This window comes from Pseudomonas sp. SG20052 (genome assembly GCF_031766055.1).
Lineage (GTDB): Bacteria > Pseudomonadota > Gammaproteobacteria > Pseudomonadales > Pseudomonadaceae > Aquipseudomonas > Aquipseudomonas mandelii.
On record NZ_CP134498.1, the window covers coordinates 4,877,248 to 4,901,514 of the forward strand.

Consider the following 24,267-nt stretch of genomic DNA (forward strand, 5'->3'; position numbering starts at 1 on the left):
CGGTTCATTAGCACCTCAGCCAACCTGCTTGGTCGGGCTGTGGTAAATATCAGCGAACATGTCAGCCATGGCTTCTTCGCTGGGTTCTTCTTGCATTTGCACGCTGACGGCACGACTGACCAACTGATGACGACGCGGCAGATGCAAATCATCCGGAATACGCGGGCCATCGGTCAGGTAAGCCACCGGCAATTCATGACTGATCGCCAGGCTCAACACCTCGCCCAGACTTGCCGTTTCATCCAGTTTAGTCAGGATGCAGCCAGCGAGCCCGCAGCGCTTGTAACTATGATAAGCGGCCGTTAGAACCTGTTTCTGGCTGGTGGTTGCCAGAACCAGATAATTTTTTGACTTGATGCCCCGTCCGGCCAGGCTTTCGAGCTGCATGCGCAGGGCTGGATCGCTGGCCTGGAGGCCGGCGGTATCGATCAACACCACGCGCTTGCGCAGCAAGGGGTCCAGCGCCTGCACCAGAGATTGGCCCGGATCGACGTGGGTTACCGACACGTTGAGAATCCGGCCCAGGGTCTTCAATTGTTCCTGAGCACCGATACGGTAGCTGTCCATGCTCACCAGCGCGATGTTTTGCGCGCCGTATTTGAGCACGTAGCGGGCCGCGAGCTTGGCCAGGGTGGTGGTCTTGCCCATGCCGGCTGGGCCGACCATGGCAATCACGCCGCCCTCTTCCAGTGGTTCGACTTCCGGTGTGGCAATCATCCGTGCCAGGTGCGCCAGTAACATGCGCCAGGCCTGACGGGGTTCGTCAATGTCGGTAATCATCGCCAGCAAGTCGCGGGACAACGGGCCGGACAGGCCGATGCGTTGCAGGCGACGCCAAAGATTGGCCTGGGCTGGACGGCTGCCTTGCAGCTGATTCCAGGCCAGGGAGCCGAGTTGTACTTCCATCAATTCGCGCAGGCTGTTGAGTTCGAAACGCATCGAATCGAACGCCCGCGGATCGACGCCGCCAGCGGCAGGTGCCGGGGCTGGTGCCGAGCGACGAGGTTCGGCATACGTCGGCTCGATCAGCGGCTCGGCGGCGGTCAACGGCAGGCCGGCGAACAATTGGCGATTGGTGGTCTTGTCGCCTTCGGTTTCGCCTTCGCCACGCAGGCTCAATTCGGCCTGGGCGGTGACGATCCGCGACTGGGTCTTGCGCAGCTCATCCTCGAGTTCCATGTTCGGAACACGCGGGGCCAGCGCCGACAATTTGTAATCCAGGGCAGCCGTCAGCTCGACACCACCGGCGATCCGGCGATTGCCAATAATGGCGGCATCAGCGCCCAGCTCATCACGAACCAGTTTCATGGCCTGACGCATATCGGCGGCGAAAAAACGCTTAACTTGCATAAACCACTACCTCAGCCGTTGGGCCCTACTGTCGCAACGATGGTCACTTGCTTGTTGTCAGGAATTTCCTGGTAAGCCAACACATGCAAACCCGGCACTGCCAGTCGGCCGAATCGCGACAGCATCGCGCGAACCGGACCGGCTACCAGCAGAATCACCGGCTGACCTTGCATTTCCTGACGCTGCGCCGCATCGATCAACGAACGTTGCAGTTTCTCAGCCATGCTTGGCTCCAGCAGAACACCCTCTTCCGAGCCTTGTCCTGCCTTCTGAAGACTATTGAGCAATATCTGTTCCAACCTTGGCTCCAGCGTGATAACTGGTAGCTCGGAGTCAGTCCCTACAATGCTTTGGACGATTGCGCGGGATACGCCGACGCGCACCGCGGCCACCAAAGCGGCAGTATCTTGACTCTTGGCAGCATTGTTGGCGATGGCCTCGGCGATGCTGCGAATGTCCCGCACCGGCACCTGTTCGGCCAACAACGCTTGAAGCACCTTGAGCAACTGCGACAGCGAGACCACACCCGGCACCAGCTCTTCGGCCAGCTTCGGCGAGCTTTTGGCCAGCAATTGCATGAGTTGCTGGACTTCTTCGTGACCGATCAGTTCGCTGGAGTGTTTGTACAGAATCTGGTTCAAGTGCGTCGCCACGACCGTACTGGCGTCCACCACGGTGTAACCCAGCGATTGCGCCTGGGCACGCTGGCTGATTTCGATCCAGACCGCTTCCAGGCCAAAAGCCGGATCTTTGGCGGTTATGCCGTTGAGCGTGCCGTAGACCTGCCCCGGGTTGATCGCCAGTTCGCGATCCGGGTAAATCTCGGCTTCTGCCAGGATCACGCCCATCAGGGTCAGGCGGTAAGCACTCGGGGCCAGGTCGAGGTTGTCACGAATGTGCACAGTCGGCATCAGGAAGCCCAGGTCCTGGGACAGCTTCTTGCGCACGCCCTTGATCCGCGCCAACAACTGACCACCCTGATTGCGATCCACCAGCGGAATCAGGCGATAGCCGACTTCCAGCCCGATCATGTCGATCGGCGTCACGTCGTCCCAACCCAGCTCCTTGGTTTCCATCGCGCGAGCCGGCGATGGCAGCAGCTCCTGTTGACGCTTGACCTCTTGCAGGGCCTGAACCTTGACCACGTTCTGCTTCTTCCAGAACAGGTACGCGCCGCCAGCAGCCAAGGCCGCCATGCTGAGAAAGGAGAAGTGCGGCATGCCGGGCACCAGGCCCATCACTGCCATCAAACCCGCCGCCACGGCCAACGCTTTCGGCGAGGCGAACATCTGGCGATTGATCTGTTTGCCCATGTCTTCCGAACCGGAAGCACGGGTCACCATGATTGCCGCCGCTGTCGACAACAGCAGTGATGGCAATTGCGCCACCAAACCGTCACCGATGGTCAACAAGGCGTAAACCCGGCCGGCATCACCAAAGGTCATGCCGTGCTGGAAGATACCGACCGCCACGCCGCCGATCAGGTTGATGAACAGAATCAGCAGGCCGGCGATGGCGTCACCGCGCACGAATTTGCTGGCACCGTCCATCGAACCGTAGAACTCGGCTTCCTGGGCGACTTCCATCCGGCGCAGTTTGGCCTGGTTCTGGTCGATCAGGCCGGCGTTCAAGTCGGCGTCGATTGCCATTTGTTTGCCGGGCATCGCATCGAGGGTGAAACGTGCGCTCACCTCGGAAATCCGCCCGGCGCCCTTGGTCACCACGACGAAGTTGATGATCATCAAGATCGCGAAAACTACGATACCGACCACGTAGTTACCGCCGATCACCACCTCGCCGAAGGCCTGGATCACCTTACCGGCGGAAGCGTGACCGTCCTGTCCGTGGAGCATCACCACTCGGGTGGAGGCCACGTTCAGCGCCAGTCGCAACAACGTTGCCACAAGCAGAATGGTTGGGAACACCGCGAAATCCAGCGGCCGCAAGGCGTAGACGCAAACCAGCAAGACGACAATCGACAACGCGATGTTGAACGTGAAAAACACGTCCAGCAGGAACGGCGGGATCGGCAACATCATCATTGCCAACATGACCAGCAGCAACAACGGCACACCCAGGTTGCCCCGACTTAAGTCGGCAACGTTTGTGCGTGCAGTGTTGAGTAACTGAGAGCGATCCACCGGTTTTCCCCGTTCCTTTAAAGCAAACTTTTGACGCCTGAAGCAGGCGCAGAGCGGCTACTGCAAGAAGCCTTCCAACTTTTGCCGGAGCGGGGAATACGTAGTGGATTGCAGGCGCATCCTTTGTGACCACTGATCCAAAAAGCATTCGTACCTGTTAGTTCTGACAGTAGCCGTGTGCCGCGCATTGACCTTCAATGAAAGCCCCATCGCAGCGACAGGAATTGCCCCATGAACAGCACACGCACGCCGCTGACTGCGCCGTCGGTGAAAGTTAATCTCGACACTCTCGACTGGAAAGCCACCGGAATCAGGCTTGCCTCCCGCGAAGACTACTTTCCCTACAATGGGGTGAACGTAACCATTGCCGACCCGTGCTTAGCGCCAGACAACGAACTGGAGCTACTGCTCGACGACAAAGTCATTGCTCGACACATCATCACAACAGCGGATGCCGGATCGCCTTTGACGATCCATGTGAAGCCCGAGGACCTCACCGATGGCCGACATGAACTGAGCTATCGAGTAAAAATCAACAACCAACCATTTCAAACATGCGAGCAACGCGCAGAGATTCACGTTGCACTCAGGTCTCTGACAGACCTGCGCCTGGAAAAGGCGCCCTCCCGTCACCACGGCCCATTTGCGCAGATCCAGATAAGCTACCCGCACGCTGCCCCCCTGGCGACGCGGGCGAACGACAATATACAGATGGTCCAGGGCATCCACGGCCTCACCCTCAACCGGGATGCTTCACGGCTGTATTTCGTTCAATCCCCGGATGGCAGCGTCAGTTATGTCCGCGCAATGGATACCCGTACTCAGACAATCGTTCACAGCTACTCACCTGAAACGGGAGGCGAAACGTTAGGTGGCCTAAGCCCGAACGGTGACGATGCTTACGTCAACAGTCGTTACTCGAATTACATTTGGGAGATCGACACTAAAACTCACGACATCAAGAAAGGCGCCGACCTCGAATCCGGCTCACCTTACATGGTGGTGAGTTCAAGCGGCGAACGTCTCTATGCCTGTAGCACTCAGGGCATCAACGGGTACTTGAAAGCAGTCGATACAAGCACTCAGTCCGTTGTCCTGTCGATGCCGATCAATCCGTGGCCTTTTGGCCTCGCTATCAATTCCAGCGGTACGCGTGTGTACCTTGCCCACGGGGGCGACGCGGAGTCGGACTCCGATCCAACCGCTATTGACGTCATTGACACTGAAAAATTGAAAACTGTCGCAAGAATACCGATCACTGGATCTGCCTACTCGATGGCCATGAACCACGACAGTACTCGCCTTTATGTGGCCGATATCAGTGCTAGCGAAATTGCGGTAATTGATACGGCTACCAACAAAATCATCAATGTTGCCCGGAGCGAAAAATCGCCGAGACATGTGTCGCTGAGCGCCGACGGTAAGCACCTCTATGTCGTTACCTTTACCTCCGCGTTCATCTGGGTTCTGGATGCTGTAAGCCTGGTGGTTATCCAGAAAATCGATACAGGAAAGAACAACCTGAGAGAGGTGCTTGCGCGGCCTGACAACGGCATCTTTGTGCTTTATTTCTATTAGAATCCCAGGCTAAAAGCCTACTCACCTGCAGTTTTCCAACTGCAGGTCTCCCTTCGCAACTTTTGCGCAGGGAGGTTCGGAACAGAAGGGCTCACGTCAGCGGAGTCAGGCACAAAAACATCACACACCAGCGCTCAATCATCCCGCCGTCAGAATCTGCGCCTCACGGATGGCACCAAAATCAAGCGTTCTGCCAACCATGTACCGTGTACCTTTATTCATCTGCAATCCCTCCGCCTCCACCAACTCCTCCCAGGCATAGCCAAGTATGACGACTGTCCCCGGCGCGAGGGGATCACCCGCCATGTTGTGCCCCTGCAACAGGTCTAATGCCCATTGAAATTTAATGACCGGCAAATCACTCACCAGAATCGGGCGTTTTTTCGAATGGCGATAATCTACTGTGGCGACCACTTGCAGTTGCCCATCGACAAATGAGAATTCAGGTTTGTGAGGGCGTCGCTGCAAGACCCCGGCGGACCACTGATCGTTGTAGTTTTCTGGATCAGTAAAAAGGCGGCACAACGCCTCTGTGCTACCGATTTTTCCGGCCGAATCTTCTAAATAGTTGAAGCTGTCATGGCTGGCGAACCCTTCCAACGAGGGCCTGATGGCATTTTTTGGAAAGTTTAAATATCCAGGTATATGAGCATTGGCCATCTGCACAAAACACGCGAAATCCAGCGACATTCTGAATGTGACCGAATAACCGATAGCGCTTTCTGTCGGCTTATCCTTCAGAACACCCGAAACAAACTTCAACTCCATACCCTGCAGTTTTCGATAGAGACGCTCGGTCATGATTATTCCCTCTAGGACAGACGCAAACACCAATCCTTGGCGCTCCAGCCGAATGATCAGAACACCACTGCAAGGACGTTGATCGGGAGAATTCCCACGGGTATGACAGCGCAACAGGGTGCTGATCGTCTACTGTCAGAGCTAACAGGGTTTCAGAGTTTTCAGATGAACGGGATCAGGAATCGCGGCGCAGATCCGGTGGGATCGGCAAGTTGTCCTTGAGCGGATCCGGGCGCTTGCCCTTGCCCGCGCGGTACTGGCGGATCTGGTAAACGTAGGCCAGCACCTGTGCGACCGCCAGGTACAACCCACCAGGGATTTCCTGCTCCAGTTCCGTGGAGTAGTAGATCGAACGCGCCAGGGCCGGCGATTCGAGCAGCAGCACATTGTTGGCCACGGCGATTTCACGAATTTTCAAGGCCAGAAAGTCACTGCCCTTGGCCAGCAGCACCGGCGCGCTGCCCTTGTCGGGATCGTACTTGAGGGCGACGGCGTAGTGAGTCGGGTTGGTAATCACCACGTCGGCCTCAGGGATGGCCGCCATCATCCGCCGCTGCGACATCTCGCGCTGCAACTGGCGAATGCGCTGTTTGACCTCCGGCCGCCCTTCCTGATCCTTGTGTTCGTCACGCACTTCCTGCTTGGTCATCAGCAGTTTCTTGTGGCTTTCCCACAGCTGCACCGGCACGTCGACGGCAGCGATGATGATCAGCCCGCAAGCCATCCACAAAGTGCTCCAGCCGACCACTTGCAGGCTGTGAATGATCGCCATGTCCAACGGCTCATGAGCAATGCGCATCAGATCGTCGATGTCGGCAGACAACACCGCCAGCGCCACGAACAGCACAATGAAAAACTTCGCCAGGGCCTTGAGCAGTTCGACCAGCGCCTTGGCCGAGAACATTCGCTTGAGCCCCGCACCGGGGTTCATGCGACTGAATTTCGGTGCCAGGGAGCCTGCCGCGAACAGCCAGCCACCCAGGGAGATCGGGCCGATCAACGCGGCCAGCAACAAGGTGATCATCACCGGCTGAATCGCCAGCAGGGCGATCTGCCCCGAGTGCAGCAGGAAGGCGCCCATGTTGCGCTGATCCAGAATCACTTCCCGCGACAGCGTGAAGTTCATGCGCATCAGCTCCATCATGTCCTGCGCCAGGGCTCCACCGAAAATCAGCAGCCCGCCAGCGCCGGCGAGCATGACAGCCAGGGTGTTGAGCTCCTTGGAGCGCGCAATCTCGCCCTTTTCCCGGGAGTCCTTTTTACGTTTCTCCGTGGGGTCTTCTGTTTTGTCCTGACCGCTTTCGCTCTCAGCCATGACTCAGCGCGCCCGTGCCAGTTCGCGTAACAACTGCAAGGCCTCGGAGGCCAGCGGTTGATACTGATTGATGATGTCCGCCAACCCGACCCAGACGATGAACAGCCCGAGCACCAGGGTCAGCGGGAAACCGATGGAAAAAATGTTCAGTTGCGGCGCGGCCCGGGTCATCACGCCGAACGCAATGTTGACCACCAGCAACGCGGTGATCGCCGGCAGTACCAGCAACAGTGCAGCACCCAGAACCCAGCCCAGCTTACCGGCCAGCTCCCAGAAATGATTGACCATCAAGCCACTGCCCACCGGCATCGTGGTGAAGCTTTCGGTCAGGACTTCGAAGACCACCAGATGGCCATTCATGGACAGGAACAACAGCGTCACCAGCATGGTGAAGAACTGCCCGATCACCGCCACCGAGACGCCGTTGGTGGGGTCGATCATCGACGCGAAGCCCATGCCCATCTGAATGGAGACGATCTGCCCCGCCACCACGAACGCCTGGAAGAACAGCTGCAAGGAGAAACCCAGCAACGCACCGATGAGGATCTGCTCGGCGATCAGCAGCAGCGCACTCAGATCCAGCGCATTGATCGGCGGCATCGGCGGAAGGCCCGGCGCAATCACCACCGTGATCGCCAGGGCGAAATACAGGCGCACGCGAGTGGGCACCAGGGTTGTGCCGAACACCGGCATGACCATCAGCAAGGCGCCGATGCGAAACAGCGGCAACATGAACGTCGCCACCCAGGTACTGATCTGGGTATCGGTCAGCTGCAGCAGCGACGGCATGGTTTAGCCGATGACCTGAGGAATATTGCCGTACAGCTGCAGGATGTATTCCATGAACGTCTGCACCAGCCACGGGCCGGCGACGATCAGCGTGACCAGCATGACCAGCAAGCGCGGCAGGAAGCTCAGGGTTTGTTCGTTGATCTGCGTGGCGGCCTGGAACATTGCCACCAGCAGGCCCACCAGCAGACTCGGAATCACCAGCACAGCCACCATCATGGTGGTCAGCCACAGCGCTTCGCGAAAAATGTCTACCGCCACTTCCGGCGTCATGGCGACACACCGCCGAAGCTGCTTGCCAGGGTGCCGATGATCAACGCCCAGCCATCCACCAGCACGAACAGCATGATCTTGAACGGCAGGGAAATGATCAGCGGCGAGAGCATCATCATACCCATGGCCATCAGCACACTGGCCACGACCAGGTCGATGATAGGAACGGAATGAAGATCATGAAGCCGATCTGGAACGCGGTTTTAAGCTCGGAGGTGACGAAGGCCGGCACCAGAATGGTCAGCGGTGCCTGATCCGGCGAAGCGATGTCGGTGCGTTTGGACAGGCGCATGAACAGCTCGAGATCGCTGCTGCGCGTCTGCGCCAGCATGAAGTCCTTGATCGGCACCTGAGCCTTGGCCACGGCATCCTGAGCGGTGAGTTTCTCCGCCAGGTACGGTTGCAAGGCGTCCTGATTCACCCGGTCAAACACCGGTGCCATGATAAACAGGGTCAGGAACAGCGCCATGCCGGTGAGGATCTGGTTCGACGGCGTCTGCTGCAGGCCCAGGGCCTGACGCAGGATCGAGAACACAATGATGATCCGGGTGAAACTGGTCATCAGCATGACGAACGCCGGGATGAAACTCAGCGCGGTCATGATCAGCAAAATTTGCAGGCTGACCGAGTATTCCTGAGCGCCATTGGCGTTGGTACCCAGGGTGATCGCCGGGATCGACAACGGATCGGCGGCGAACGCCAGCGGCGCGACCAGCATCAGGGCCAGCGTCAAGACGATGCGTAACGCACCCATTACTTCTTATCCTTCTGATCCTTGCCGAGTATCTTCAACAGATGCTGGGCAAACTCCGGGGTCGCTTTCTCGGTGGTGGTCGGCACTTCAATCGGCTCTTTAAGCACATGCAGTGCAGTGATCGTGCCGGGGCTCAGGCCAAGCAAGATCTGCTCATTGCCGACTTGCACCAGCATCAAACGGTCGCGGGGGCCCAAGGCACGGGAACCGACAATCTCGATCACCTGCCCCTTACCGGTCGGCCCGGCCTGCTGGACCCGGCGCAGCAGCCAGGCGAGGAAGAAGATCAACCCCAGCACCAACAGCAAGCCGAACACCAACTGCGTCAGTTGCCCGGCCACACCGCTACTGACTGCCGGCGCGGCCGCCGCCGTCGCAACCGGCTCGGCGGCCAGAACGCTGAACGGCAACACCAATAAAAACCCGAGTACCCTCTTCACTTAGCGCAGCTTCTTGATACGTTCGCTTGGGCTGATCACGTCGGTCAGGCGGATGCCAAACTTCTCGTTGACCACAACCACTTCGCCGTGGGCGATCAGGGTGCCGTTGACCAGCACGTCCAGCGGCTCACCGGCCAGTCGGTCCAGCTCGATCACCGACCCCTGGTTGAGTTGCAGCAGGTTGCGGATGTTGATGTCGGTGCTGCCCACTTCCATGGAAATCGACACCGGAATGTCGAGGATCACGTCGAGGTTCGGACCGTCCAGGGTGACCGGGTCGTGGTTCTTCGGCACGCTGCCGAACTCTTCCATCGGCAGACGGTTAGACGACGAGCTGCCGACGTCAGCGGCCAGCAACGCGTCGATATCGGCCTGGCCGGCATCACCGGTTTCTTCCAGGGCGGCAGCCCATTCGTCAGCCAGTGCCTGGTCGTCCTGGGCGTTCATATCGTCGTTCATCATTTGTCCTCGGCGGGCAACTGCTCAATCAAGAGCAGCCAATTAATAGGGGGTTGGAGCGCCAATCAGCGGCGCTCGATCGGCTCGATCACCTGCAACGCGAGGTTGCCTTTATGCGAGCCCATCTTGACCTTGAAGGCCGGCACGCCGTTGGCGCGCATGATCATCTCTTCCGGCATCTCGACCGGGATCACGTCACCCGGCTGCATGTGCAGGATGTCGCGCAAACGCAACTGGCGACGGGCAACCGTGGCACCGATCGGCACGTCGACGTCCAGCACGTCCTGGCGCAGGGCGTTGACCCAGCGCTCGTCCTGATCGTCCAGATCCGACTGGAAGCCGGCGTCGAGCATTTCGCGCACAGGCTCGATCATCGAGTACGGCATGGTCACGTGCAGGTCGCCGCCACCCCCATCGAGTTCGATGTGGAAAGTGGACACCACCACCGCTTCGCTCGGGCCGACGATATTGGCCATGGCCGGGTTCACTTCCGAGTTGATGTACTCGAAGTTCACTTCCATGATCGCCTGCCAGGCTTCCTTCAAATCGACGAAGGCCTGCTCCAGCACCATGCGCACCACACGCAGCTCGGTGGGGGTGAATTCACGCCCTTCGATCTTCGCGTGACGGCCGTCGCCGCCGAAGAAGTTGTCCACCAGCTTGAACACCAGTTTGGCGTCGAGGATGAACAGCGCGGTGCCGCGCAACGGCTTGATCTTGACCAGGTTGAGGCTGGTCGGCACGTACAGCGAGTGCACGTATTCGCCGAACTTCATCACCTGCACACCACCGACGGCAACGTCCGCCGAGCGGCGCAGCATGTTGAACATGCTGATGCGGGTGTAGCGGGCGAATCGCTCGTTGATCATTTCCAGGGTCGGCATGCGTCCACGGACGATGCGATCCTGGCTGGTCAGGTCGTAGCTTTTGACGCTGCCGGGTTCGGCAGCGTTATCGGTCTGTACCAGACCATCGTCGACGCCATGCAACAGCGCATCGATCTCATCCTGGGACAGCAGGTCCTGCACGGCCATGTCGTGTTCCTACTGCAGTACGAAATTAGTAAAAAGCAGCTGTTCGATAACCACTTTGCCGAGTTCTTTCTGCGCCACTTCCTGGACGCTGGCCGTGGCCTTCTGACGCAACATCTCCTGGCCAACCGGGGTCGCCAGCGTGGCGAAGTCCTGGCCGGAGAACAGCATGACCAGGTTGTTGCGGATCACCGGCATGTGCACTTTGAGCGCTTCCAGATCAACCTGATTGCGGCCTTGCAGGGTGATGCTCACCTGCATGTAGCGCTGGCGACCGCTCACGTTGTAGTTGGCCACGAAAGCCGGGGCCATGGGCTCGAAAATCGCTGGCTGCTTGCCGACCACAGCGGTTTCGGCGGCGACAGGCTTGCTCTGGGCACTGTGCATGAAGAACCAGGTCGCCCCCACGGACATGCCGACCGCCAGCAACAGGGCCACCACGATCGCAATGATCAGCTTGACCTTGCCTTTGGTTGCGGGTTCTTTTACTACTGCGTCGCTCTTCGCCATGCCAATAATCCGTCACTATTCGGGTTTTCACAGTCGCACGGCAAGGCAAGAGCAAGTGTTATGCCAGAAGTGTCGAGGAGGTATGGGAGACAGCGAAAGGCAATCAATTGTAGAAGCGAGGCTTGCCCGCGAAACAGGCGCCGCGGTTTATCAGCCATACCGCGTTATTGTTCTTCGCGGACAAGCCTCGCTCCTACAGGAGAGGTGTGATCAGGCGTAGTAGTCGACCGCGCTGGAGCCGATCACGCTGGTAGCGGTTGCCGCCACTTCGGCGACGGCGGTTGCGACCTCTTCATCCATGGAGTCAAGACGACCTCCATTGGCGCTGGTCCGACCGCCCTGCCCCTGCTGAGCCTGATCCTGGCCCTGGCCTTGCCAGCCACGAGACTGGTCGGACACATTGACGTCGACCTGGCCCATGCCCTGTTGCGCGAACATGTCACGCAGGCGTTGCATCTGACTGTCCAGCGCTTCACGAACGCTTGGATGGGCGCTCATGAAGGTAACCTGGGTCTGCTGGTCGGGAACCATGTTCACCCGGATATCGAGACGCCCCAGTTCAGCCGGTTGCAACTGGATGTCGGCCGCCTTGAGGTTGGCGCTGGAAAGGTACATGACGCGGTTGACCACTTCCTCGGTCCAGCCGCTCTGATGCATGGCGATCGGTTGGTTGACCGGCAAGGCATTGGCGGTTTTTGGGGTGGCCGCCTGGGTCAGTGCCGCCAGACGGTTGGCGAAGTCATCGACACGGGTATCGCTGCTGGCGGACGTCAAATCCTTGAGGCCGCTATCAATCAGACCGCTGAAGGCTTTCTCGCCACCCTGACTGGTGCTGTCCTTGTCGGCTTGCACGTCGAGCATGCTGGCCATGCCAGCTGCAAAGTTCTGCGCCGCCGTCAGCTCACCGTCAGCCTGGGTCTGGGCAGCCGTGGCTTTGGACTGGGCCTGGCTGCTGGCGGATACGTGGCCGCTCTGCTCCATGGCCATGCGCACGGCGGGCAATGCGTCGAGCGGATCAGCTTCGGGATCAAAATCGCCGTCAGTGGCCGTCTCCACTGGCACAGACGCGGCAACCGGCGCTTCAGCCTGCGGCTGTGCGGTCGTGACAACTGGCGCTGCTGTTTGCGCGGCCGGTACGGTTACCGACGGCTGCACTGCCTGCATCAACGCAGGATCAAGGGCCGGGTCGAGGCTCGGATCGACAGGCGCCGTATCGGCGACCGGAGTTTCAGCCGTCTCGGGTTGGTTGTCGCTGGCAGCTGTGTCATCGGTCGGCGCCGGTTTATCGGCGGGCAAGGAATTGCCGCTATCGGCAACCGCCCGTTCCGGGGCGGCAGGCTTGTCAGTGCTGACATCCGGTTTGCCGTGGGTTTTCGAGACATTTTCGGTAGCCGGTTTAGCCGCTTTATCGGCGACCACATAAGGCTTGTTCCGGGCTTGATCGGCGTAAACATCAGCGAAGCTGGACGCCTTGCCCCCTGGCTCAGCGGCCAGCGCCGGGGTATTGGCGGAGGCGACTTGAGTCTTGGCCGTCGCGGCGGCCTGAAGAAGCGAATGGGGGGTAACGGGCATAAAACGGTCTCCGCTGCACTGGGATCGTAGGTACAGTTGAGTGAGTTGATTGCAAAGGTCGAGCCAGTTCGGCTCGACAAAGGTTAAAAGCGCCGGACGGTTGCGTCAGTCCGCTAGAGAGCGCTGTCGCTCCGCCTCATACAGCGGTCGGACAATGGCGAATTCGCCGTCGATTTCCCCGACCAGTTTTTCAATACCGGCGAGGCTTTTTTGCTTGGCGCGTTGCTCAAGCTCATTGCACAGCTCAGCGAGACGAACGGCCCCCATATTGCTGCTGCTGCCCTTGAAACTATGGGCGGTGCTCATGAGTTGCGCGGCATCTTCAGCCTCTCGCAACACGCACAAGCGCTTTTCGGAATCGGCAATGAAGGTATCCAGCAACATCGGATAATCACCCTCCATGACCTCTTGCAACGCGCTCAGCACGGCACGGTCCAGATGTGTGTCAGCCACTTGCTCACTCCTTGATCAAGAATGGGTGAATTATGCCAGAGCCTCCCAGAAAAACTCTACGCGAGCACTACGACCATCGTCGGACCAGCTCGCGCTACGGCTCAATTGGCGGATCAGACTGACGCCGCGCCCCGACAGACGGCCACCGTCGACGGGACGCTCCATTACCCGCGCCACATCGAAACCTTTGCCACTGTCTTCGACCCGTACAATCAGGCTGCCGCCCTTGCCCGTCGGCACGATCTGCAAATGCACCCGCACAAAGCCGTCCTGCAACGCCTCCAGCCGCTCATTGCGCGTTTGATAATAGCGCGCAAAACCCGAAGCATCGCGCTTGAGGCTTGAATCCAGCCCCAGCACGCCGTGCTCAAGGGCGTTGGAATACAGTTCTGCCAACACGCTGTGGAGCGCCCCACTCTGAGCCCGCAGACCATGGACCTCAAGCAACAATTGCAACAGGTACGGCAGCGGATTGAAACGTTTGAGTGTCGCGGCGCGAAACTCGAAACTCACCGACCAGTCCAGCGGACACGACTGGCCGCTGTCGGAATACACCGGCGCCGGAGGGCTCAATTGCTCGGCCTCCAGCAGACTGATCTCGACCATGCTCACATCATCGCGGGCCTCGCCACGAAAATCTCGCAGTGCCTGCTCGATGTCCTCGAACAGCGCGTCTGGCTGACGATTGGCCGCAAACACCTGCTGCAAGCGCTCTACACCGAACAACTGATCGTTGGCATCGCAGGTATCGATGACCCCGTCGGACAGCAAGAAAACCCGATCGCCAACGGCCATCGGAAACACTTCGGTGCGGTCATTGAAGGTTTGCGGGCTCAGTATGCCCAACGGCAAATGCCGGGCCGTCAACGGCGTGCGCTCACCGCTGACGATGTTGTGCAGATAACCGTCCGGCATCCCGCCGTTCCAGACTTCCACCGAGCGCCGCTGAAAGCTCAGGCACAGCAAGGTGGCGCAGCAGAACATGTCCACCGGCAGAATGCGCTTGAGCTTGGCGTTCATCTCACGCAGGGTTTCAGCCAGGCCATACCCTTTGGCAGTCATGCCATAGAAGACTTCAGCCAAGGGCATCGCGCCCACCGCGGCCGGCAGCCCGTGACCGGTGAAATCACCCAGTAGCACATGCATGTCGCCGGCCGGGGTGAACGCCGCCAGCAGCAGATCGCCGTTGAACAGCGCATAAGGTGATTGCAAGTAGCGGATGTTTGGCGCACTCAGGCAGCCCGAATGCGCCACCTTGTCGAATACGGCCTTGGCCACCCGCTGCTCGTTGAGCAAGTAGTCATGATGTTTGGCGATCAGGTCACGCTGCTGCAGCACCGTGGCCTGCAATCGGCGCAAGCGATCCATGGCCTTGATCTTGGCGGCAAGGATCACCTGGTTGTAGGGCTTTGCCAGAAAGTCGTCACCACCGGCCTCCAGACACCGGGCCAGGGCCTCGCTTTCGGTCAGCGAGGTCAGGAAGATGATCGGCACCAGGGTTTCCCCGGCCAGCGCCTTGATCTGTCTGGCCGCTTCGAAACCGTCCATGACCGGCATCATCGCGTCCATCAGAACCAGGTGCGGCCGCTGCTGGCGAAACGCTTCGACGGCTTCGGCGCCGTTGGCGGCCGTCAATACCTGGTGGCCCTGACGACGGACAATGCTCGACAGCAGCATGCGATCGGCCGCGCTGTCTTCGGCGATGAGGATGGTCAGCGCTTCAAGCGACGGCTGCATGGCGGTCAAGTGATGTCGAACAGCTTGTCGAAATTGGAGATGGCGAGGATCTTGCGCACATCTGAATTGCTGTTAACGACGCGAATATCGGAACTGTCGCCACCGGCGTGATCACGGAGCAGAAGCAGCATCCCCAGCGCCGAGCTATCGAGATACGTGGCCTTCCTTAAGTCCACCACAACAGATTCCGGTTTTTTTTCGAGTTTCTCGTAAGACTCGCGAAACTCCTGATGCCGACCAAAATCGAATCGTCCTTCGATCGAAATCGTCAGCTTTTTCCCATCCGGAGATACATCTGTAACAACTGACATTTATCGGCTTCCTTGTCATGGGTAAACGTACGTGTACAAGGTTTAGCACTTGGCGGAGATGGGAGCAAGGCGGGAAGTTGTCACGCCTGTCAGACCGCCTTCGCGGGCAAGCCTCGCTCCTACGGGTTATGCGTCTACATTACTCGCAAACGACACAAAACCTGTAGAGCGTGGTTTGCCCGCGAAGAACGGTAACGCGATCCCACTGATTCAATACGGATCGTGCCGCGGCAACCGCTGGGACAATTCGTCCAGCAGCTTCTGCTCGCGCTTGTCTTCGAGCTTGCGCGCCTCGTCCATGTAGCGTTGTACAAGTTTGCGCAAACCTTCGACCCGGGCAAACGCCTGCTGCCAGGACTCGCGCGCCTTGTTCAGGTTGTTCTGGTGCCAGTTCAGGCTTTGGCGCTGCTGATCGATGGCGGTGCCCAGTTGCGCAAGAAACCCCTGATAGCCAAGCAACCACTGGCCGGAAACGCCAGTGCTACCGCGCACAATCCATTGTTCCTGGTATTCGAGACGGAAGTTTTCGAGGTCGGCGAGCTTGCTTTCCGCCACACGAACCTGGCCCTGGAAGTGCCCGAGGCGCATGACCGCGGTTTTTTCGGCCTTTTCGGCCATTTCCACCACGGGTGCCAGGCGTGCCGCGCGGCTCAGGGCCATGGCCGGTTAGCCGCCCGCTGCCGGAGCGAAGATCGAGGCGAGGTGGTTTTCGCTGGCGCCCATGCCGATGTTGTCGTTCAAGCCCTGACGCAGATAAGTGGTCATGGCGGGCTGCAAGGAAATCGCGACGTCGGTTTCACGATCACCGCCCGGCACGTAGGCACCGACGCTGATCAAGTCGCGGCTCTGCTGATAGCGCGACCAGTACTGTTTGAACATCTGCGCCCGGGCCATGTGCTCGGGGCTGACCACCGACGGCATGACCCGGCTGATGGAGGCTTCGATATCGATGGCCGGGTAATGACCTTCTTCGGCCAGGCGCCGGGACAGCACGATGTGCCCGTCGAGCACGCCTCGCGCCGAGTCGGCAATCGGGTCCTGCTGGTCATCGCCTTCGGACAACACGGTGTAGAACGCAGTGATCGAACCGCCGCCCTTCTCGGCGTTACCGGCCCGCTCCACCAGTTTCGGCAACTTGGCGAACACCGACGGCGGATAGCCTTTGGTCGCGGGCGGCTCGCCAATGGCCAGGGCGATTTCCCGCTGGGCCTGGGCGAAACGGGTCAGCGAGTCCATGAGCAACAGGACGTTCTTGCCCTTGTCGCGGAAATACTCGGCGATGCGCGTGCAGTACATCGCGGCGCGCAGACGCATCAGCGGTGCATCGTCCGCTGGCGAGGCGACGACCACCGAACGCTTGAGCCCTTCTTCACCGAGAATGTGCTCGATGAATTCTTTAACTTCACGACCCCGCTCACCGATCAGCCCGACCACGATAATGTCGGCCTCGGTAAAGCGGGTCATCATGCCCAGCAGCACGGATTTACCGACGCCGGTACCGGCAAACAGACCGAGACGCTGACCGCGACCGACCGTCAACAAACCGTTGATGGTGCGAATGCCCACATCGAGCGGTTCACTGATCGGTTCACGCTTGAGCGGGTTAATGGTCGGGCCGTCCATCGGCACCCAATCTTCGGCTTTCATGCCGCCCTTGCCATCCAGCGCACGGCCGGCGCCGTCCAGCACCCGCCCGAGCATGCTCATGCCCATCGGCAAGCGGCCAGTGTCTGCCATAGGCACCACACGGGCACCGGGCGCAATGCCGGCGACGCTGCCGACCGGCATCAGGAACACCTTGCTGCCGGAGAAACCCATGACTTCGGCTTCGACCTGCACCGGTTGATAACTGTCGTCGTTGATGACCATGCAGCGGCTGCCCATTGCCGCGCGCAAACCTTCGGCTTCGAGGGTCAGGCCGACCATGCGCAGCAGACGGCCTTCGAGGATTGGCGCCCCCGCCAGCGTAGTGACCTCGGCGTAACTGCCCAGGCGTTTGGCGAAGCTGGTGCGATCAAGGCGCATCAGGTTCGTCCAGCGTCGGCTCGACCGCAGGTTTTTCGTCGACCGGCAGTTCCAGGCTCAGATCCGGAGCGGCCGGGTGCAAGGCCTGGTCATGCAACTGATCGAACAGCTTGGCCATGACTTGGGCGACGCGGGTTTCAACGGTGGCGTCAATGCGACTGTGTTCGGTCTCGACCCGGCAACCGCCGGGCAGCAGGGATTCGTCTTCGACGATGCGCCAGGTTTCTTCATGGCGCTCGCGCAGGGCTTTGACCTGTTCGAAGTCCTGCGGATTGATGTGCAGCCGCACGTTACCCACGCCCAGCGGCAAGAGCTTGAGGGCTTCGCGCATGACGTGTTCGATTTGCGTCGAGTCGATGGCCAATTCGCGCTGAATCACCTGTTTGGTGATGTGCTGCACGAGGTCGACCAGGGATTTCTCGATCTGGGTGTCCTGCTCGGCAATGGGCTCGAACAGGTTGGCCATCAGCTGTTCCAGGCCGGCAACCTTCGGCGCCAGGACGGCTTCAGCTTCCTGACGGACCTTGAGCGTGGTGCTGTGGAAGCCTTCTTTCTCGCCGATGGCGAAGCCTTCGTTGTAAGCCTCCTGACGGATGCTTTCGAGTTCTTCGAGGGTCAGTGGCTGGACTTCATCCAGCGGCACTTCTTCCATTTCCGGCGGTTCGGGCTCGGGTTCCGGCTCGGGCTCCGGCACAAACGGATCGAAACTGGGCAACGCCCAGACATCGAAACCGGCGACGGCCTTGCCTCGGATCAGGTCGGTCTGGGACTCATCATGTTTGGACGACATAGTGACCTTAGATCATCTCTTCGCCGCCCTTCCCGCCGAGAACGATTTCTCCGGCTTCGGCCATACGGCGGGCAATGGTGAGGATTTCTTTCTGCGCGGTTTCCACGTCGCTGACGCGCACCGGGCCTTTGGCCTCGAGGTCGTCGCGCAACAGTTCGGCCGCTCGTTTGGACATGTTCTTGAAGATCTTTTCCTTGACGCCTTCGTCCGAACCCTTGAGGGCCAGCACCAGCACGTCGGAGGACACTTCGCGCAGCAACGCCTGAATCCCGCGGTCGTCGACATCGGACAGGTTGTTGAACACGAACATGAGGTCTTCGATCTGACCGGACAGGTCTTCGTCGACTTCGCGGATCGAGTCCATCAGCTGGCCTTCGATCGAGCTGTCGAGGAAGTTCATGATGTCGGCCGCACGCTTGATGCCACCCAGGGTGGTGCGCGAGGCATTCGAGTTGCCGGAGAACTGCTTCTCGAGAATCTGGTTGAGTTCTTTCAGGGCCGCTGGCTGCACGGTGTTCAGCGAGGAGACCCGCAGAATGATGTCCAGACGCACCTTGTGGTCGAAGTTGCCAAGCACTTCACCAGCCTGATCCGGGTCGAGGTAGGCCACGACGATCGCCTGGATCTGCGGGTGCTCGTAACGGATCACATCAGCGACGGCGCGCGGTTCCATCCACTTCAGGCTGTCGAGGCCGCTGGTGTTGCCGCCCAGCAGGATGCGGTCGATCAGGCCGTTGGCCTTGTCTTCGCCCAGTGCCTGGGTGAGCATTTTGCGCACGTAGTCGTCGGAGCCGACGCCCAGGCTGGTCTGGTCGCCGACGATGTCGACGAACTCGCTCATGACCTGTTCGACCTGCTCGCGATGGACGTTGCCCATCTGCGCCATGGCCACGCCGACTCGCTGGACCTCTTTGGGCCCCATGTGGCGCAACACTTGGGCAGCATCGGTCGAACCCAGGGACAGCAGCAGAATCGCGGCTTTGTCGACCTTGGTCAGTTTGGCGGCAACGGCTCGGTTATCACTCATCTGCGTTAATCCACTCTTTCACGACCTGGGCCACGCGACCCGGATCTTCTGCCACCAGACTCTTGATTGCATTCAACTGTGCGTCATAGCCTTCGCTCGGGCTCGGCAGCAGGATGCTTTGCGGACCACCGAGGCTGACGCGGTCGTTGCCCAGTTCGCCGTCCAGGCCGCCCATGCCACCGAGTTCCACGTCGCTGCCAATGCCGGCCAGTTGCTTGCCTTTGCCGCCACCGGTGATGTTGTTGAGCACCGGACGCAGCACACCGAACACCAGCACCAGGATGAACAAGACACCCAGCACTTGCTTGACGATGTCCCAGAACCAAGGCTGGGAGTAGAACGGAATATCGGCAATCACTTCACCGCGCTCGGCGGAGAATGGCATGTTGATCACGCTGACGCTGTCACCCCGGCTCGCGTCGAAACCGACGGCGTCCTGCACCAGGCGAGTGAAGCGCGCCAATTCATCGGCGCTCCACGGCGCACGGGTGGTCTCGCCATTGGCGGCGTTGATCTTGACCTGATCATCCACCACCACCGACACCGACAGGCGATTCAAACGGCCCTGCTGTTGTTTGGTGTGGCTGATCGAACGGTCGAGTTCGAAGTTCTTGGTGGATTGTTGACGCTTGTCCGCCGGATACGGCGCCAGCATCGGCTGGCCGGTGGCCGGGTCCATGATTTGCTGACCGTTGGCATCGATCAACGGCTGGCCTGGCTGAACCATGCCGGCTGCCGCGGTGCTGCCACCGGTGGTCTGCGGCGCGGAAGCTGGCGATGGCGGCTGGTTGCTCAGGGCACCCGGCACACCTTGCGGGCCATTGCTGGCAGTGCGTTGTTCGTTGACCGACTGCTCGCTGCGCAACGCCGGTTGATCCGGGTTGAACTGCTCGGAGGTCGACTCGACAGCGCTGAAGTCCACGTCGGCCGAGACTTCGGCTTTGTAGCGGTCGTTGCCCAGCACCGGTTGCAGAATATTGTGCACGCGCTGGGTCAGCATGCTTTCCATGCGACGGCTGTAGTCAAATTGCTTGCCGGCCATGGTCAGTTCGGAATTTTCCGCCTGATCCGACAGCAGGTTGCCCTTCTGGTCGACCACGGTGATCTGGGATTTGCTGAGTTCGGGAACGCTGGTCGCGACCAGATTGATGATCGCCACCACCTGACCCGGCTCCAGCGAGCGGCCGGAATACAGTTCAACCAGCACCGAAGCGCTTGGCTTGCGTTCGTCACGCACGAACACCGAGCTTTTCGGAATCGCCAGGTGCACGCGAGCGCCCTTGACGTTGTTCAGGCTGGAAATGGTCCGCGCCAGTTCGCCTTCGAGGCCGCGACGATAACGGGTCGCTTCCATGAACTGGCTGGTCCCCAGGCCCTGGTCCTTGTCGAGGATTTCAAAACCGATGTTGCCATCGCTGGGAGTGACACCAGCGCCCGCGAGCTTGAGCCGTGCACGGGACAGGTCTTCGGCCTTGACCAGCAAGGCACCGGAGTTGGGTTCAACAGTGTAGGGAATATCGGCGGCGGCCAGGGTATCCATGACCTGCTTGGCGTCCATACCGGCGAGACTGCCGTACAGAGGCCGGTAGTCCGGCTGCTGCGACCACAGCACCACGGCAAAACCAATCGCCACGCTCGCAGCCAGGCCGACCAACAGGCCCACCTGACGCAACATGGTCATCTCGGAGAGGTTTTCCAGGAAGGACAACCCGAACAGCGGCGGTTTGCCGTCTACTGGGGTGGCCTTGGCCGGAACGTTATCGGCGACTGCTTCTGCCATGACTCAATTCGTCCTTAAACCGGCATCTGCATGATGTCTTGGTATGCCTGAACCAGCTTGTTTCGCACTTGGGTCAACGCTTGAAAAGACACGCTGGCCTTCTGCGAGGAAATCATGACATCCGTCAGGTCGACGCCACTTTTGCCGATCTCGAAGGCACTGGCCAACTGACTGGACGCTTGCTGGGTGTCGTTCACTTTATTGACAGCCTGACCGAGCATGTCGGAAAAGCTGCTGCCACCCAGTTCAGGGACTGCGGCAGTCGATTTAGGCGCAGACATGGCATCCATTTGCATGGAGCGCATGTCCAGCATCAACCGATTAAATTCAATACCTTGGCTCATGGTCTACTCTCGTTGGCGACCCGCAATTTTTTGACACTCACTCGGCGGGTAGTGAGGTGTTAGCAACAAGGGTGCCAGCTCCGTGGCTGCTCTGAACAAAAGCGCTTCCCGGGCTTTGTTGGCGAACGAATCAAGTCGCGAACAAATAAGCTTCCACATCCATCCCGGCATCGCGCATCTGCGCCAGCTTGTAGCGCAAGGTGCGTGGGCTGATGCCCAATCGCTCAGCCGCTTCTTTGCGACGGCCGCGCTCGGAACGCAAGGTGTCGATGATCATCTGGAATTCACGGCGACGCAGGTCATCACCCAACGCCCCGGCCGATTCAGCCTCGACCTCCACGACCCGCACCGGCGCCAACGCCGGCAACGGCGCACAAGCCACCGGTCCGGACAGGCAGAAATCCTGGGGCTGGATCAAACCACCCTGCTGCAGAATCAAGGCGCGCTGGATCGCGTTATCCAGTTCACGCACGTTGCCCGGCCACGGGTAACCGATCAGGCACGCCTGCGCCTCGGGCGACAGTTTCGCAGCGGCATGCTTCATTTTATTGACGTGTTTGGCCAGCAGACGCTCGGCCAGCGGCAGGATGTCGGCGGTACGCTCGCGCAGCGGACGCCAGGCCAGCGGAAATACCGACAATCGATAGAAGAGATCTTCACGGAACCGCCCCGCCGACACCTCACCGGACAGGTCACGGTTGGTGGTCGCCACGACCCGTATATCCAGGGAGATCGGCTTGCGTGCGCCGACCCGTTCGACTTCACGCTCCTGCAACACCCGCAGCAATTTGGCCTGGAGCCCGAGGGGCATTTCAGAAATTTCGTCGAGCAGGATCGTTCCGCCATCGGCCTGCTCGAACTTGCCGGCCTGCGCCGCGATGGCGCCAGTGAATGAACCTTTTTCGTGACCGAACAAAGTGGCTTCGAGCATGTTGTCGGGGATCGCCGCGCAGTTGATCGCAATGAACGGCTGACTGGCGCGATGGGAGTGCTGATGGATATAACGCGCCAACACTTCTTTACCGGTCCCGGACTCGCCGGAGATCAATACCGTCGAATCGCTGCGCGCGACCCGCGCGGCCAGTTCCAGCAATTGCACACTGGCCGGCTCGAAGGCGATCGGCCCTTCGCTCTCGGTCGCACCGAGCGTGCCCAGTGCGTGCCGTGCCACGAGGTCGAGCAAGGCTTTGGGCTCGAACGGCTTGACCAGATAATCCGCCGCGCCCTGGCGCATCGCATCGACGGCCCGCTCGACTGCGCCATGAGCGGTCATCAGCAACACCGGCAATTGCGGCTGACGCGTTCGCAGCAAACCGAGCAGTTGATGGCCGTCCATGCCCGGCATATTGACGTCGCTTATCACCAGGCTGAAGGCCTCATTGCCAACCGTCGCGAGCGCCTCTTCAGCCGAACCGACGGCCGTGTAATCGTGCCCCGCGAGCAGCAGCGTATCGGCCAGTGCTTCGCGTAGCGCGCGGTCGTCCTCGACCAGCAAAACCTTGATTGCCATGTCCCTCACTCCGCTCCCTGAGCATTAGGCTGTTCACCGGAAAAAAGTGGCAGGATGACCTGCGCGCAGGTGCCGCGACCCGGCCGCGAGCGCAACTGCAATTCTCCCTGATGAGCACGGGCCACGGCCTTGACCACGGTCAGGCCCAGGCCAGTCCCGGTGGTTTTAGTGGTGAAAAACGGCTCACCCAAGCGCGCCAGTACTTTGCCGTCGATGCCGCTGCCGTTGTCACTGATGCACACCCGCAGGTTGTTTCCCCTGGCATAGAAATGCACTTTCAAGCGGACATCACCGGCACTGGCCTGAACGGCGTTCTCGATCAGATTAAGGATTGCGCCGACCAAGGTGTCGCGGTTGCACAGCAGTTCTCCGGCATGACTGTCGCACTGCCAGCGAATCGGCAAATCCTGAACATGAGTCAGTGCCGCCGATTGCAGCGACTGCATCAATTGCTTGGGCGTGACGCGGTCGGTCAACGGCAGCTCGCCCCGCGCGAACACCAACATGTCGCGAACCTGATGTTCCAGCTCATGCAACCGCTCTTTCAGGCGCCCGGCAAAACGTTGCTGCGTGGCGACCGGCAATTCCTGCTCAGTCAAATGACTGGCGTAGAGCAACGCGGCGGACAACGGCGTCCGAATCTGATGGGCCAGCGAGGCGACCATTCGGCCGAGAGACGACAGGCGCTCGTGGCGAGCCAGCTGATCTTGCAGATGACGGGTTTCGGTCAGGTCGTTGAGCAACACCAACTGCCCGGGCTCGGCATCCAGCGAACGAGTGGCGATCGACAGACGTCGACCGTCCTTCAGAGAGATTTCGTGACCGTCGTCTTCGCGAGGAGCAAAGCAACGGGCAATGACATGGCGCCAGAGCTCGCCTTCGAGGGGCAGGCCGAGCAACTCGCAGGCCGCCGGGTTGGCTTCACGCACAATGCCCTGGGCATCGATGACGATGACGCCGCCAGGCAACAGATCGAGGAGGTTTTGCAGACGGTTGGCCAGACGTTCCTTTTCCGCCAGCTCTTGCATGCGCTGAGCGCTGACCACCGCCAGCTCACCCTTGAGCTCGGTGACCCGGGCTTCCAGCATGCTGTAGGAATCAGTCAGCTGGCTCGACATTTGGTTGAACAGCGAGAACGCCTGCTCAAGTCCAAGCCGGCTTGCCTGCTCTACGGACGACGGTTGCCCCGAAGCATCAGGGACAGGAGACATCTGGGCGGCTTGGGGCATCGTGCTCTCTCGCTAGGCTGACCGTCAGTTAAACGGAACGTTGCGAGG

Annotated in this window: 23 protein-coding genes and 1 pseudogene; 1 reads left to right on the plus strand and 23 read right to left on the minus strand. The window is 59.9% G+C overall.

Annotated elements, in window-relative coordinates; all coding sequences use genetic code 11:
* Positions 1 to 15: 15 nt before the first annotated feature.
* Both flhF and flhA read right to left on the minus strand, forming a co-directional pair.
* Positions 16 to 1,350 carry a flagellar biosynthesis protein FlhF gene (flhF, locus tag RHP74_RS22425; RefSeq protein WP_010456940.1) on the minus strand — a complete coding sequence of 445 codons (1,335 nt, stop codon included), beginning with the start codon at positions 1,348 to 1,350 and terminating at the stop codon, positions 16 to 18.
* A gap of 11 nt (positions 1,351 to 1,361) precedes the next feature.
* Positions 1,362 to 3,491: a flagellar biosynthesis protein FlhA gene (flhA, locus tag RHP74_RS22430; RefSeq protein ID WP_311096319.1), complete on the minus strand. Its 2,130-nt coding sequence runs from the start codon at positions 3,489 to 3,491 to the stop codon at positions 1,362 to 1,364.
* A gap of 231 nt (positions 3,492 to 3,722) precedes the next feature.
* Between flhA and RHP74_RS22435 the strand changes: the two genes are divergently transcribed.
* A complete protein-coding gene (locus RHP74_RS22435) occupies positions 3,723 to 5,069 on the plus strand; it encodes a YncE family protein (protein WP_311096320.1) in 1,347 nt (448 codons plus the stop codon).
* Between the two features lie 138 nt (positions 5,070 to 5,207).
* Here the strand turns inward: RHP74_RS22435 and RHP74_RS22440 are convergent, their stop codons facing one another.
* The 21 genes and pseudogenes from RHP74_RS22440 to RHP74_RS22540 form a co-directional block, all read right to left on the minus strand.
* A complete protein-coding gene (locus tag RHP74_RS22440; RefSeq protein WP_311096321.1) occupies positions 5,208 to 5,870 on the minus strand; it encodes a hypothetical protein in 663 nt (220 codons plus the stop codon).
* Between the two features lie 175 nt (positions 5,871 to 6,045).
* Positions 6,046 to 7,185, minus strand: coding sequence for a flagellar biosynthesis protein FlhB (flhB, locus tag RHP74_RS22445; protein WP_083375988.1), 1,140 nt, complete (start codon positions 7,183 to 7,185; stop codon positions 6,046 to 6,048).
* A gap of 3 nt (positions 7,186 to 7,188) precedes the next feature.
* Positions 7,189 to 7,974: a flagellar biosynthetic protein FliR gene (gene fliR, locus RHP74_RS22450; RefSeq protein WP_077748632.1), complete on the minus strand. Its 786-nt coding sequence runs from the start codon at positions 7,972 to 7,974 to the stop codon at positions 7,189 to 7,191.
* A 3-nt stretch (positions 7,975 to 7,977) separates the two neighbouring features.
* Positions 7,978 to 8,247 (minus strand): flagellar biosynthesis protein FliQ, encoded by a 270-nt coding sequence (gene fliQ / locus RHP74_RS22455; protein ID WP_010456946.1) that lies wholly within the window; start codon positions 8,245 to 8,247, stop codon positions 7,978 to 7,980.
* A pseudogene (gene fliP, locus RHP74_RS22460) lies at positions 8,244 to 9,001 on the minus strand (flagellar type III secretion system pore protein FliP). The gene fliQ and the pseudogene fliP overlap by 4 nt, the downstream one beginning before the upstream one ends.
* Positions 9,001 to 9,441, minus strand: a complete 441-nt coding sequence (gene fliO / locus RHP74_RS22465; protein WP_311096322.1) for a flagellar biosynthetic protein FliO — start codon at positions 9,439 to 9,441, stop codon at positions 9,001 to 9,003. Before fliO ends, fliP begins: the two are co-directional and overlap by 1 nt.
* A complete protein-coding gene (gene fliN, locus RHP74_RS22470; protein ID WP_042933032.1) occupies positions 9,442 to 9,900 on the minus strand; it encodes a flagellar motor switch protein FliN in 459 nt (152 codons plus the stop codon).
* 65 nt (positions 9,901 to 9,965) lie between these two features.
* Positions 9,966 to 10,934 (minus strand): flagellar motor switch protein FliM, encoded by a 969-nt coding sequence (gene fliM / locus RHP74_RS22475; protein WP_010456950.1) that lies wholly within the window; start codon positions 10,932 to 10,934, stop codon positions 9,966 to 9,968.
* A 9-nt stretch (positions 10,935 to 10,943) separates the two neighbouring features.
* Complete coding sequence (gene fliL / locus RHP74_RS22480; protein ID WP_311096323.1) at positions 10,944 to 11,441, minus strand: flagellar basal body-associated protein FliL; 498 nt, start codon at positions 11,439 to 11,441, stop codon at positions 10,944 to 10,946.
* 210 nt (positions 11,442 to 11,651) lie between these two features.
* Positions 11,652 to 13,013, minus strand: a complete 1,362-nt coding sequence (locus RHP74_RS22485; protein WP_311096324.1) for a flagellar hook-length control protein FliK — start codon at positions 13,011 to 13,013, stop codon at positions 11,652 to 11,654.
* A gap of 105 nt (positions 13,014 to 13,118) precedes the next feature.
* Positions 13,119 to 13,466, minus strand: a complete 348-nt coding sequence (locus RHP74_RS22490) for an Hpt domain-containing protein (RefSeq protein ID WP_010456953.1) — start codon at positions 13,464 to 13,466, stop codon at positions 13,119 to 13,121.
* Between the two features lie 30 nt (positions 13,467 to 13,496).
* On the minus strand, positions 13,497 to 15,203 hold the full coding sequence (locus RHP74_RS22495; RefSeq protein WP_311096325.1) for a fused response regulator/phosphatase: 1,707 nt from the start codon (positions 15,201 to 15,203) through the stop codon (positions 13,497 to 13,499).
* Positions 15,204 to 15,208: 5 nt separating this feature from the next.
* Entirely contained in the window at positions 15,209 to 15,514 is a 306-nt protein-coding gene (locus RHP74_RS22500) for an STAS domain-containing protein (protein ID WP_010456955.1), read from the minus strand.
* 210 nt (positions 15,515 to 15,724) lie between these two features.
* Complete coding sequence (fliJ, locus tag RHP74_RS22505) at positions 15,725 to 16,174, minus strand: flagellar export protein FliJ (RefSeq protein ID WP_010456956.1); 450 nt, start codon at positions 16,172 to 16,174, stop codon at positions 15,725 to 15,727.
* A 6-nt stretch (positions 16,175 to 16,180) separates the two neighbouring features.
* The gene (gene fliI / locus RHP74_RS22510) at positions 16,181 to 17,539 is read right to left on the minus strand and encodes a flagellar protein export ATPase FliI (RefSeq protein ID WP_077748627.1); all 1,359 of its coding nucleotides are present in this window, start codon (positions 17,537 to 17,539) and stop codon (positions 16,181 to 16,183) included.
* Positions 17,529 to 18,329, minus strand: coding sequence for a flagellar assembly protein FliH (gene fliH, locus RHP74_RS22515; RefSeq protein ID WP_010456958.1), 801 nt, complete (start codon positions 18,327 to 18,329; stop codon positions 17,529 to 17,531). Before fliH ends, fliI begins: the two co-directional genes overlap by 11 nt.
* A 7-nt stretch (positions 18,330 to 18,336) precedes the next feature.
* Positions 18,337 to 19,356 (minus strand): flagellar motor switch protein FliG, encoded by a 1,020-nt coding sequence (gene fliG, locus RHP74_RS22520; protein ID WP_007894195.1) that lies wholly within the window; start codon positions 19,354 to 19,356, stop codon positions 18,337 to 18,339.
* The gene (fliF, locus tag RHP74_RS22525; RefSeq protein ID WP_169856637.1) at positions 19,349 to 21,136 is read right to left on the minus strand and encodes a flagellar basal-body MS-ring/collar protein FliF; all 1,788 of its coding nucleotides are present in this window, start codon (positions 21,134 to 21,136) and stop codon (positions 19,349 to 19,351) included. Before fliF ends, fliG begins: the two co-directional genes overlap by 8 nt.
* A gap of 14 nt (positions 21,137 to 21,150) precedes the next feature.
* The gene (gene fliE, locus RHP74_RS22530; RefSeq protein ID WP_010456962.1) at positions 21,151 to 21,480 is read right to left on the minus strand and encodes a flagellar hook-basal body complex protein FliE; all 330 of its coding nucleotides are present in this window, start codon (positions 21,478 to 21,480) and stop codon (positions 21,151 to 21,153) included.
* Between the two features lie 130 nt (positions 21,481 to 21,610).
* Complete coding sequence (locus RHP74_RS22535) at positions 21,611 to 22,990, minus strand: sigma-54 dependent transcriptional regulator (RefSeq protein ID WP_010456964.1); 1,380 nt, start codon at positions 22,988 to 22,990, stop codon at positions 21,611 to 21,613.
* Positions 22,991 to 22,995: 5 nt separating this feature from the next.
* The gene (locus RHP74_RS22540) at positions 22,996 to 24,201 is read right to left on the minus strand and encodes a PAS domain-containing sensor histidine kinase (RefSeq protein ID WP_172791447.1); all 1,206 of its coding nucleotides are present in this window, start codon (positions 24,199 to 24,201) and stop codon (positions 22,996 to 22,998) included.
* Between the last annotated feature and the right edge of the window lie 66 nt (positions 24,202 to 24,267).